This is a genomic window from Enterobacter cloacae complex sp. R_G8 (assembly GCF_024599795.1).
GTDB classification, from domain to species: domain Bacteria; phylum Pseudomonadota; class Gammaproteobacteria; order Enterobacterales; family Enterobacteriaceae; genus Enterobacter; species Enterobacter dissolvens.
The window spans coordinates 2,475,741-2,487,285 of record NZ_CP102246.1; the positions used below are offsets into that span (position 1 = coordinate 2,475,741).

Annotated in this window: 8 protein-coding genes; all 8 read left to right on the forward strand. The window is 48.5% G+C overall.

Annotated features, from left to right (window positions below):
- Nucleotides 1-7: 7 nt before the first annotated feature.
- The 8 genes from NQ842_RS11750 (at nucleotide 8) to tssA (ending at nucleotide 11,531) form a co-directional block, all read left to right on the forward strand.
- A complete protein-coding gene (locus NQ842_RS11750) occupies nucleotides 8-2,200 on the forward strand; it encodes a M23 family metallopeptidase (RefSeq protein WP_257256897.1) in 2,193 nt (730 codons plus the stop codon).
- Between the two features lie 14 nt (nucleotides 2,201-2,214).
- Entirely contained in the window at nucleotides 2,215-2,817 is a 603-nt protein-coding gene (locus NQ842_RS11755; RefSeq protein ID WP_083021405.1) for a hypothetical protein, read from the forward strand.
- A gap of 141 nt (nucleotides 2,818-2,958) precedes the next feature.
- The gene (locus NQ842_RS11760) at nucleotides 2,959-3,153 is read left to right on the forward strand and encodes a hypothetical protein (protein ID WP_257255845.1); all 195 of its coding nucleotides are present in this window, start codon (nucleotides 2,959-2,961) and stop codon (nucleotides 3,151-3,153) included.
- Between the two features lie 930 nt (nucleotides 3,154-4,083).
- Entirely contained in the window at nucleotides 4,084-4,512 is a 429-nt protein-coding gene (locus NQ842_RS11765) for a hypothetical protein (protein ID WP_044159353.1), read from the forward strand.
- Between the two features lie 95 nt (nucleotides 4,513-4,607).
- Nucleotides 4,608-5,120 carry a M949_RS01915 family surface polysaccharide biosynthesis protein gene (locus NQ842_RS11770; RefSeq protein WP_083021404.1) on the forward strand — a complete coding sequence of 171 codons (513 nt, stop codon included), beginning with the start codon at nucleotides 4,608-4,610 and terminating at the stop codon, nucleotides 5,118-5,120.
- A 134-nt stretch (nucleotides 5,121-5,254) separates the two neighbouring features.
- Nucleotides 5,255-6,463 (forward strand): hypothetical protein, encoded by a 1,209-nt coding sequence (locus tag NQ842_RS11775; RefSeq protein ID WP_257255846.1) that lies wholly within the window; start codon nucleotides 5,255-5,257, stop codon nucleotides 6,461-6,463.
- Complete coding sequence (locus NQ842_RS11780) at nucleotides 6,460-9,933, forward strand: ImcF-related family protein (RefSeq protein WP_257255847.1); 3,474 nt, start codon at nucleotides 6,460-6,462, stop codon at nucleotides 9,931-9,933. Before NQ842_RS11775 ends, NQ842_RS11780 begins: the two co-directional genes overlap by 4 nt.
- A complete protein-coding gene (gene tssA / locus NQ842_RS11785; RefSeq protein WP_257255848.1) occupies nucleotides 9,933-11,531 on the forward strand; it encodes a type VI secretion system protein TssA in 1,599 nt (532 codons plus the stop codon). Before NQ842_RS11780 ends, tssA begins: the two co-directional genes overlap by 1 nt.
- The last annotated feature ends 14 nt before the right edge of the window (nucleotides 11,532-11,545 follow it).

Below are 11,545 nucleotides of genomic sequence, written 5' to 3' on the forward strand. Positions count from 1 at the left end.
TCATAACATGATTATCAGCCCACCGTTTCTGAGAAACAGAACTGCATCCCAGACTGATGCCGACTGGACTGGCGCAATGATGCCGGTAAATACAGACCAGGGGTTCCCGTTGAACGGAGCAGAATCCTGGCATGGGGGTGCTCATATTACACATACAGACGAAGGAAATTCTCCTGAAAAAATACGGGCAATTGCTGATGGCGTGGTGGTTTCGTTCCGCCAGCCATCGTCGTCTAAAGATGCAGAACCACTCAATTATCGCGGACCGACAGATGACGGTTATGTGTTGCTGAAGCATGAAACGGAGATAGGAAGCGGAGAAGACGGGAAGGTCGTATTCTATTCACTGTATATGCATATGAAATTTCTGGAGGCAGAAATCAAACAGGATGCAAAAATATACCGTAAAGCCCCCCTGGGCTCTTCAGGAATGTGCAGTGGTCAGAATGAATTCCATTTCCAGATTTTTTGTGATGACGACAATATCAGCAAGCTGGCGGGCAGAACGACCCGTGAACTGGATGTGTCGAAAGATGGCCGAACCGATGCAGTTTACGGCGATATTCACTTTTATCTTCCGGCCGGAACGAAGTTTTATGACAAGGCTCCCGCAGATAACAGTACTTCCATAACCGGTCTTTCGGAGTTGTATACCAGCAGTGCGCCGCTGTATGTCAGTATGACTCTGGCACAAGGCAGCTGCACGATGGTGACCCGCCAGAAAAATACACAGACTGACGGGAAGTATGATCTGCTGGGCGACCCTCTGGTGAATGCTGACGGTGAAGACTACGAATATAATCTTTATAAAACCGCGATGCGGAATTATATGGAAAGCCCCAGCGCGGGGTTTGAACTGCTTCGTTTTGGCCGGGTGATCAATACGGAGCACGAAACGCTGGCACCGGCAGATGCGCCATTATGGATGACCGTGAATTACCCGGGTGGCAAAGGGATGGTTAATCTCGCTGACGCGAACATCAAAAAGTTCAGTGACGCTGATTTTCCTCACTGGACGGGCTGGCAGCTGGTCGATGACGATGCTGACAGTAATAGTCAGTGTAGCTCGGCCATAATCAGGAAGCTGCAGGAGGACGGTGAGTACAATAATCAGTGTGGAAAGTTAATCTGTCATTTCCCGTTCGAATGGGAAAAAAGTACGATCGACACCCGTTTTTCATGGCTGAAAACGGGAGATGATAAGCGTGCTCCGATGACGGAAGCAGATTATGCAAAATTTAAAGCTCATGCAGAAGCGTTGTGCTTTGATTCCGGAGCATTCAGTAGTGGCAGGCTGTGGCACTTCAATTCCACCGAATTTATCAAGCATTTAAGAAGATGCGGCTGGCTTAGTCATGAAGAACTTTCCTCCATGATTCCAAGAAAATATTACGAAGGCTACCCCAGCAAGCCTGTTAATGTGACAGTTCCATGGGCTACTTCTTTTGGTCGATGGGAAAAATATGTGAAAGATTTTAACAATGCATGTAATAAGTACAATATAATATCTCCGCTTAGACGTTCTGCATTTTTAGGACAGATTTATATTGAAACTGGCATGCTCAGGACAATGACTGAAGGCGGGAAGGGACAAAAAAATAGTAAAGGTAAATTTGTATCCCCTGCAGCTGAGTATTATCAGCCATTTTATGGTAGAGGTTTCATGCAGTTAACTTGGCCTCAAAATTTTGATGATTATAGAAAATTTAGAACTGTAGAAAAACTACCTGATGAATCCTCTGAATATGTTTACGATGATGACCGAATAACAAATGTAAGTGAACATTATTGGGCTGACCCCAGAAAAACAGTTGTAGATAAGAAAACCCGTGAAAAGCATACTGTTATTGATGATGATCTCTTAAAAAAATGGCACCCACGCTACGATCCTAAAATTATTGCAGAAGATTCATTCTGTGCAACTGATAGTGCAGGTTTTTATTGGGTTTCAAAACATCATAGTCACGAAATTAATATAAATCGAGTTCCGGATAATGGTATTACATCAGATACAATCGGCAAATGTTCTGTTCTTGTTAATGGTGGAGGGTATGGGTATTTTGAAAGACAGGCTTATACACGATTTGCATTCTACTATTTAAATGATGCTGTAAATACAGATTCTAAGGAGATAATAAATGTGCAAAAAGGAAGAAATACGGTAAAAATTACAGTTGATTATACAAAACAGTGTGAATGAGTTCTGGAGTGATTATGAAAAATGCAATTATATTGCTGAGCTTAGCTGGTGTGATTAATTTTTATTCACCAGGTGTGCTTGCGAATGCTGCGGATGTATCAGCTGCAGTAAAAAACTATACTTTTAAAGAAGGGGAGCCTTACGGCTTATCTCAAGTATACAAGGTTAATGCTCCAGATGTTGGGTTTCCTCCTTATTATATTTTTATGAAATTAGGTGTTGAGTATGCATATCCTTTTGTTTTTAACCGCGAGGGTGTACCAGGGAAAGATGAGCCTTATAGCCGGTGCAATGTAGTACTTAACTTTAATGCCCAATATCTTATACCGGACAGGAAATATAATTCAGGATATGCGGAAGATTCTGAACAATGTCTCGGCATGGAAAAATTGTGGATTATTAAAGGTAGTAAAGATATTAAATGGTTTGTGACTGATACTTTATACAAATCTGAAGGTGATACTCCGGAGAAAACAGAAGAGGTTTACTTTTATACAAATGGTAATTTTTGCTTCTCTCAAGAGGCAAGTGTAAAGCTAGCAGCAAATAAAATTACTATGGAAGGCCTAAAAAATCTAGCCTTAGATAAGAAAGATTTCGAGCAATGCGCAAAGTAAATTGATTTTTAAATATTATGTTAAATAAGTATAATGTTAACGCTAGTAATAGAGTTGGCCTGTTTTTAGGTTAAGGAGTTGTTGGGTCTGGTTATTTATTGTCGATCTAGGGAGTTAGTTAGTAACAGGTAAAAAAAGACAGTGAAGAAAAATGGTGTAAATATTGATATAACTATTGGTGGCAAATTAATTCCTGAATCTAAGAAAAATAAAAATACAGAGCTTGGCCATTGGTATGGCAGTGTTCAGGATGAAGTTGATGAATACTATTCTGGTATTAAATATAACTCCAAATGTGGGCGTATTGCTGGTGCGTATAGCTGGATAATAGGGTAACAGCGGAGACTTAGATGTTCACAAATTTCGAGGAAGAGAATTTAAAATGCTTACTGGGTTGGACACGTATTGCTCGGTAGTATAATATATAATTTCCTAATGAATTGCACCCTTGATAATCAATTTCTGTAAGCAAAAGTGGTAGCAATACTACTGATTAGTCTGAAGAACCAGCAGTTAATCCTCCAGCCTCAAAATCAGTGAATAAAAAACCACAACAAAATAGATAGGTAAGCACCAGTAAAAAATACTGGAATCGGTTGGGGGGGGGGCGGAAATCCAATTGCGTTACTCCCCAATGAACAGAGAGAGGCTCCATGGATGACAGTTGCATTCGAGGAAGGAGATACTCGATGGAAATGGAAGCGTGTAAAGGAAGGAGATGGTGGAATAAACTACCATAAGAAGACTGGCATTAATATAGCATCAACGGTTGGTTTTGGTCGGAATATGCAGGTAGGGTAGCGCCAGTTCTCAATCCTTCAAAAAAAACAAAAATTTCATAAATATATCTGAGCCTATATATGGTGCAATAGTTGTTTTGCAGAAAAAAGGCTCCTGGACAGGGCATGTTGCTTTTATATACTGTCTTTTTGAAGATGGTTAAATAGGTGTGCTTGGCGGAAATCAAGGAAATAGTGTTACAATAAATCCATTATATCAATTTTATATAAATGGGCGTTTAAATTATGAACTGATTGGATTCTTTATACCTAAGTCATATTACCCTTATGCACAAAAAATAATAAGTTCAGATATGAGGGAAACTACGATGTCTAATATTGCAGAGTTGCGTGAAAGCCTTAGAGTCAATCTACCCTCGAATGAGGATGAAAGAACGAGGTAATAAATAAGGGAGGCAACATGGAGTGTTATTTTGTTTTAGCGGTGTTCCTTGGTTACAGTTCCTGCGTACTGGCAGAAGAGTGTATGGATAATGCAAATATAAATTCTTTAAGAGAGATATTTAAGGAAAACAATAAAAAGTTGCTGATTGAAATGTCTTTACAAGAAGTAAGGCATTATATTGAAAGTGATTTATTGATCAAAAATGAATACAGTACACTTGTTAATGTATCTGAGGTTTACTATGGCTGGGGTGTTGACAAAAAAACAAAGTATCCTGTTAACACCTCGGCAGTTTACCCAAAAGAAAAAGTGTGTGTATGGAATATATCTTTTGCGCTACCAGAGTACATGAGAAAAAAATGTGATGATGATGGTGCGTATGGATATTTTATTGAATTTAAGAAAGTTAATGGAAAAATAGTTCTGTATAATTACACCTCTTTATTTGATACTCTTCCTGACGGAACTTTAGCTTGCAAAGCTGCAAATAAATTCATGCTGGGAAAATAGCTTGTGAGTATTGAAGTAAGCATCTCGTTATAAAGGGAGATGTATTGTTGATAAATCATTATTTGACACCTTTCCTGATTATTAGGATAAGTTGTATGTTACTTATTTATCCAATGAACTCTACTTTTGCTAAGGATCTTATTTCCAATGCAAAGTGGAACGACGATTCTGGCGAACATTTTCTGGTGATAGAAAAGGAAATCAATAAAAATAACACGGGAGAGCATCTATCTGTAAAACAGGTGACGAAGAGAAAGGTTGATTGGGTACTAAATGATTATGTTAATAACTGTGATGTAGACATTAATCTGAATGTGATAAAAGAATCAATTGAAGTAAACAATAGTTTCACCGATGGTGAAGGGACAGTTTTATTTGCTTATAAAATTGGATGTATTGGTGGGATAGATCCAGTAACTGTAAAATACTTTGCGTATAAAAATGGAGTGAAGCATGCTTTAAGAGGGGAAGAGCACATCATTGTTGCAAACGAGGGTTATGGTGGTGAAAACCCTCCAATTCCAGATCATAATCTAAAAAACGATATACCTCTGTTAAATTACATGTTGAAAAAATGGAAGGCTATTTCAACAACAAAAATAAATTAACGCAATTACTCTTTATTAAACGAGCGTTCATTTATTTAAATGTGGGTTTTAATGGGGTGGTAATGCAATGGGTCTAATCTTCACCTCATTTTCATTTCAAGCCAGTTTAGCTATTCTGTAATATGAGAAAATGAATGTCATATACACTTAAATATTTGCCAGAACGCTATCCCAGACCTGAACCTCTGAGATTTTCTCGTTGGTTTGTTGCTCTGGTTGTTATGCTTTCTATCAGTGTTATCTTAATGCGTATATTTGGGCGTTATGTCGGAAATCTGTACTTTTGGAAATTGGCTTTAGGTTTACCTATTTCTTTGTGGAGTATTCTGTTTGCTTGTTGTTTTCTTCTTTGGGCATTGCGGGATAGCAAAGCAAATGCTTTTGACAAACAGCGAGAACAGTGGATTCTTCGAGAAACCCGTAAGGCTCGACGTGCGCTGCAGGTGCTGAATGCAACTTTTATTACCGGCCACTCATCTGTTGCACAGAAAGATATAGCTATTGCCATGCAAAAAAACGATAGCATTATTGTTTCACAGGTCGACCGGGATGGTAATGAAAGTACCAGAATGAGCCAAATTTCATCTAGCCCGCAGGACTCGTCAAAATTCGTGATAACTAATATTTTTTCCCAGTTGATTGCTGACATTCCTTTTGCACAACTCCCTGACAAAGTCCCACTGATTGTTGTTTTTGATATAACAACATCTCTGCCCCTTGAGAGTATTCGCCATTACTGGGACGAGGCCTGGCAAAAAAATAATATTACCCATCCTGTTGAATATGGTGAAGGGAGTGGACTCAGCATAATTGACCGCTGGCTGAACGTATGTATTAAAGATAAAGCAATGTTATTAATTGTGGGGCTCCAGTTTAATCCGGCCGATTCTGACAACACAGCTGAGGCCGGTGTAGCGCTGCTTCTTGGCAACCGCCTGACACAGGAGGCACTCGAACCTCTCGCGTTGTTACACCGGCCAGATGCTTCCCCTCCAGGGGAACTGAGCGAGGGAATGAACATGGCCGCCTGGAACGTCCCGCTCAAAGAAAATATCGTTAAAAATTTATGGCTTGCCGGGATGACGGGTGAGCAACGCGCAGAAGTGATCGCGTGCCAGAATGCGCATCCTGCGCAGTCTGTAGCGAACGACTCCGTTATTTCACTCGATATATCCATGGGGCATGCCGGAGCCGCAGCCCCCTGGCTGGCCATCGCAGCCGCCACTGAAATCGCCCGACAAACACAGTCACCACAGATGATTATCTGTGGCGATACGACACAGAATGTGCTGTGGAGCACACTGATTACCCCGATTGCTTCCCGACAGGAGATGGATCCGTGAAGCTACCTTTTGCTTTTGCACCGAAGTCTACGGAAGGCCGCTACCTTGCTGTCACATTGATTTTCTTTTTGTTGTTAGCCGCTATGACGTTCATGGTCTGGAAGCATCCGGATATTGCCGGGATTCAGTACGGTAGTCAGCAGCAAACTTACTGGCTTATCGCTGGCGGATGTATTTCAGGATGCACATTTATCATGCTGGTTGTGCACCTGTGGGCTGCTCTCAGTGCCGGTAAAAAGGAGTTTGATGCGCTTGTCGCCAATGCCAGTGGTGATGATGAGAAAAAGAAACGGGAAAATGATAACGACCCTGTTCACCCTGCGGTGGTCATGTGTGACAGGATTCGGGCGCATTTCCGCTCCCGTATAAGTCTTTACTGGCGCAGCAAAACCCGTCTGCTGTTAATCACTGGCGATGAGGCGGCAATCGAACAACTGGTACCTGGCCTGCAACAGCAGCAGTGGCTTGAAGGTAACCGCACCGTGCTGATTTACGGCGGCGGCCTGGCATCGGAGCCTGACCGCGAAAAATACATCGCGCTGCGCAAGCTGCGACGCGGACGCCCGCTGGACGGGATTATCCGTGTACTACCGCAGTCGCTTAAGCTGACCCCGCAAATCAGCGACAACGATTTACGCGGGCTGGAAAAAATCAGCGAACTGCTGCGCTATTCCGCCCCGGTCTGGCTGTGGCAGTTGTGTGACAGCAACTGGTCGCAGGATACGCGTCCTGAGCAGGCGGTAGGCGCAAGCTTGCCTCTCCGCGCAAAAGAAGGCGACGTGATCCGCCAACTGGAGCGGATGCTGCCGGCGCTGCGGACGCAGGGGATGAGTCAGGTCTCGGAAAACAACCGCCACGACTTCCTGTTGCGCCTGGGCCAGCATCTCCAGGACGGTGGTATCGTCCGCTGGACTGAGCAACTGGTGCCATGGTTGGCTGCCTCCCGGCAGCGCGTTCCCCTGCGGGGGCTGATGTTCAGCCTGCCGGAGAAGAAAACTGCTGGTACGTCAGCGAGCACAGCCGACGCTGAGCAGTATATTCCGGGGTCACAGCGTCATGCACTGACCCTGCCGGCAACCTGGCAGGGTATCGTTGACGACTGCCCCCGAGTGCGTGGCCGCCGTGTCGGTATGGCGTGGGAGCAGACGCTTGCCTGGACGCTGATGGCCATTATCGGTCTCTGGGGGGCGGGAACGCTGCTGTCGTTCGCGGTTAACCGGTCACAGATAGTCTCTGTTGCGCAGCAGGCGCATGCCCTGGTGGAGCACCCTTCCGTATCGGATTACCAGCTGACGGCCCTGCATACCCTGCGCAATGATGCCGGCCGCCTGCAGCACCGTATCCAGGACGGCGCGCCCTGGTATCAGCGCTTCGGCCTCGACCATAATCAGCAGCTGCTTGATGCGATGCTGCCCTGGTACGGCGTGGCAAACAACCGCCTGATACGCGACCCGGCAAATGAGGCGCTTAAGCAGAAGCTCAGCGCGCTGGCAAATTCTGCCCCCAACAGTGACCAGCGGGCACGACTGGCGAAACCGGGCTATGACCAGCTGAAAGCCTGGCTGATGATGGCTCGTCCGGATAAAGCTGATGGCGTATTCTACGCACAGACCATGAAAACCGTGCAGCCGACGCGAATGGGTATCTCAGCAGGCCTGTGGCAAAGCCTGTCACCGGATTTGTGGGCTTTCTATATATCCGAACTGCCAGCGCAGCCACAGTGGAAAATCACGCCGGATGTGCAGCTGGTCAGCCAGGGCCGCCAGGTGCTGCTGCAGCAGATAGGACGACGCAACGCGGAAAGCACGCTGTACGAGAACATGCTCAAATCCGTGCGCCGTAACTTTGCCGATGTGTCTCTGGAGGACATGACCGGCGGTACCGATGCCCGTCGCCTGTTTACCACCGATGAGGTGGTACCGGGAATGTTCACCCGTCAGGCCTGGGAGGGGGGGATTCAGCAGGCTATCGAAAAGGCCGCAAATTCCCGCCGGGATGAAATCGACTGGGTACTGAGCGACAGCCGGAAAGCCGTCTCCTCAGACCTGTCGCCGGAAGCACTGAAAGCGCGTCTGACACAACGCTACTTCACTGACTTTGCTGGCAGCTGGCTGAGCTTCCTCAACAGCCTGCAACTTAATCCGGCGAACAACATAGCGGATGTCACCGACCAGCTGACGCTGATGAGTGATGTCCGCCAGTCACCGCTGATCGCCTTGATGAATACCCTCGCCTGGCAGGGACAGACCGGACAGCAGCGCGAAGCTCTTTCGGACTCCATCATCAAATCGGCTAAAGATCTCGTAGGTGGAAAAGATAAGCCTGCGATTGATCAGTCTGCGTCAGGACCGCAGGGGCCGCTGGATGACACCTTTGGACCGTTGCTTCAGCTTCTGGGTAAAAACAAGGGCAGCAACGTCATGTCGGCTGATAACTCCCTGAGCCTGCAGACGTACCTGACCCGTATCACCCGCGTGCGTCTGCGCCTGCAACAGGTGGCCAGCGCCTCTGACCCGCAGGCGATGATGCAGACCCTGGCGCAGACCGTATTCCAGGGCAAAAGCGTGGACCTGACCGACACCCAGCAATACGGCAGCCTCATTTCTGCAAGTCTTGGCGAAGAGTGGAGTGGTTTTGGCAGCACGATGTTTGTGCAGCCGCTGACCCAGGCCTGGGAAACCGTGCTTCAGCCGTCGGCGGCGAGCCTCAATGACAAGTGGAGCCGCTCTGTGGTGGCGAACTGGCACACCGCATTTGACGGACGTTTCCCGTTTGCCGCGAGTAAAAGTGATGCCTCCCTGCCGATGTTGGCTGAATTTGTGCGTAAGGACAGCGGACGTATTGAACGCTTCCTGACGACAGAGCTCGGTGGTGTTCTGCACAAGGAGGGCAGCCAGTGGGTGCCGGATAAAGTCAACAGCCAGGGGCTGAGTTTTAACCCGGCCTTCCTGCGGGCGATTAATCAGTTGAGTCAGCTGTCGGACATTTTGTTTACCGACGGCAGCCAGGGTATCAGCTTCGAACTGCAGGCGCGTCCGGTACCGCAGGTGGTGGAGACGCAACTGACTGTTGATGGACAAAAGCTGCACTACTTCAACCAGATGGCTGACTGGCAGTCCTTCCGCTGGCCGGGAGACACGTACAAGCCGGGAACCATGCTGACCTGGACCACGGTCAACGCCGGTGCGCGTCTGTTCGGGGATTACAGCGGGACCTGGGGCTTTATTCGCTGGCTGGACCAGGGCAAGTGTGCGCAGCTTGATCGCAGTCAGTGGGTGATGAGTTTCACCGCGCCGGATGGCCGTACCCTGCAGTGGGTGCTGCGTTCACAGCTGGGCAGCGGGCCGCTGGCGTTACTGGCACTGCGCGGCTTTACACTGCCGGATCAGATATTTAGCGTCGACAGCGCGGCCACGGCGCAGGCGCTGATGGACGGTACGGAAAGCAGTGATATGGACGGAACGGAATAATGGATATTTTGCAGAATCTGGTTGCCGCCTGTCAGGCGGATGAAACCCTGTTGCGACAGCAGGCGCAGACTCGTACGGAACGCTGGCTGCGCTGGCTTGCTCCGGTCAGCGTGACCTGTCCGACGGGAGAAGACCCGGGATATGACGATGATTTCCAGCGCATTCGCGAGGAGGTCAATAAGCTTTCCGGCATCGATACCGGGCTGATTTGCACGCTTGCCGAAAAACTGATGACCACCACGGCAAAAGATATCCGGGTTGCGACTTATTACTGCTGGGCGCGCCTGCACCAGGATGGCGAAGCTGGCTTCGCCGAAGGGCTTGAACTGGTGGCAGGATTACTGCAGCGCTACGGCATGCAGCTTCACCCCCGGCGGGACCGCAGCCGCAAGGCCGCGCTGGAATGGCTCGGCGGTACCCGTGTACTGGACAGTTTGTCACTGTACCCGGAGGTCGTACGCGAGGATGCACAGCGTACCGCCGGGGCGCTACTGCTCATTGCTGACAGCCTGGAGACAGAGCCTGAAGCATCACGGGCGGAGCTGAATGCCCTGTACAGCGCTCTTGAGTCCCGTCTGATGAAAGGCGGGGGCGTGGATGCCGTTGTACCGCAGAACGCAAGCAATCAGACACGTAGTCAGCAGCCATCTCACACAACAGAACAGGGCGCGCCAGTGCTGAGCCGCATCACCTCGGGTCAGGACTTATTGGCTCAGGCTCGCACCCTGACGGGGTACCTGCGTGAGCAACCCGGTGGCTGGCTTGCGGCGCACCGGCTGATGAAAAGCCTGCGTCATGACACGCTGAGTGCTATTCCGGCACCGGATGCTGACGGGAAAACGCGCATCGAGCCGCCGCGAGCTGACCAGCGGGCGATGCTCAAGCGACTCTATCTGCAACAGAGCTGGCTGGAAATACTGGATCAGGCGGACAATACCTTCTCGCGCGGTGCCAATCATCTCTGGCTGGATTTGCAGTGGTATACCCATCAGGCCCTGATGAAGTCGGGGCAGGATGTGCTGGCCGACATCATCACTGCCGACCTGAAAGGGCTGCTGCGCCGTCTTACCGGGCTTGAAACCCTGGCCTTTAACGACGGGACACCGTTTGCCGATGAGGTCACGCTGAACTGGATAAACCAGAGCGTGCTGGACGATATGTCCGGCTGGCGGGATGAACCTGTCAGCGCTATCAGTACGGGTGATAACGATATTCTGGCGCTTGAACCTGAAGCACTGGAGAAAGCAGACAGCGAAGGACTGGATGCCACACTCCACTGGCTGCAGACGCGCCCGGGGACCGACACCAAAGACAGATGGTTGCTGCGTCTGCTGATGGCCCGTGTGGCAGAGCAGAAAGGTAAAAATGAACTGGCCCTGCATTTACTGGGTGAGCTCGACAATGCCGCACAGTCCATCACCCTCGCGCAGTGGACGCCGGCGCTGTTGTTTGAAGTGAAATCACGCCGCTTCCGACTGCTGCGCATAAAAGCCACACGCAGTGAAGCCGATAAGTCACGGCTTCAGCCGGAGATGGACCAGCTTCTGGCTGGTCTGATTGCGCTTGACCCGGCAGGCAGTGCGGTGCTTTGCGGGTAACCAGGACTGAATTC

Coding starts and splice junctions, on each gene's coding strand:
- NQ842_RS11755 (WP_083021405.1), top strand. CDS start 2,215: ATGAAAAATGCAATTATATTGCTGAGCTTAGCTGGTGTGATTAATTTT.
- NQ842_RS11750 (WP_257256897.1), top strand. CDS start 8: ATGATTATCAGCCCACCGTTTCTGAGAAACAGAACTGCATCCCAGACT.
- NQ842_RS11770 (WP_083021404.1), top strand. CDS start 4,608: ATGTTACTTATTTATCCAATGAACTCTACTTTTGCTAAGGATCTTATT.
- NQ842_RS11765 (WP_044159353.1), top strand. CDS start 4,084: ATGGATAATGCAAATATAAATTCTTTAAGAGAGATATTTAAGGAAAAC.
- tssA (WP_257255848.1), top strand. CDS start 9,933: ATGGATATTTTGCAGAATCTGGTTGCCGCCTGTCAGGCGGATGAAACC.
- NQ842_RS11775 (WP_257255846.1), top strand. CDS start 5,255: ATGTCATATACACTTAAATATTTGCCAGAACGCTATCCCAGACCTGAA.